The sequence below is a fragment of the Streptomyces durocortorensis genome (genome assembly GCF_016901035.1).
Lineage (GTDB): Bacteria > Actinomycetota > Actinomycetes > Streptomycetales > Streptomycetaceae > Streptomyces > Streptomyces durocortorensis.
On sequence record NZ_JAFEUF010000595.1, the window covers coordinates 1 to 271 of the forward strand.

General features: G+C 61.3%; 1 protein-coding gene. It reads left to right on the plus strand.

Annotated elements, in window-relative coordinates; translation table 11 throughout:
* A partial coding sequence (locus JS521_RS37695; RefSeq protein WP_205087055.1) for an Lrp/AsnC ligand binding domain-containing protein occupies nt 1–271 on the plus strand: 271 nt, incomplete at both ends.

The following is a 271-nucleotide window of genomic DNA, read 5'->3' on the forward strand; positions in this document are numbered from 1 at the left end:
CGCCCTGCACCGAGCGGGTCCGGCGCCTTGAGCGCGAGGGCATCATCATGGGCTATTCGGCGCGGCTGAATCCGCAGCATCTGAAGGCCGGTCTGCTGGTGTTCGTCGAGATCAGCTTGGCGTACAAGTCCGGCGACATTTTCGAGGAATTCCGCCGCGCGGTGCTCAAGCTACCCCATGTACTGGAGTGCCATCTGGTGTCCGGTGATTTCGATTACCTGGTCAAAGCGCGCATTTCGGAGATGGCCTCCTACCGCAAGCTGCTTGGCGA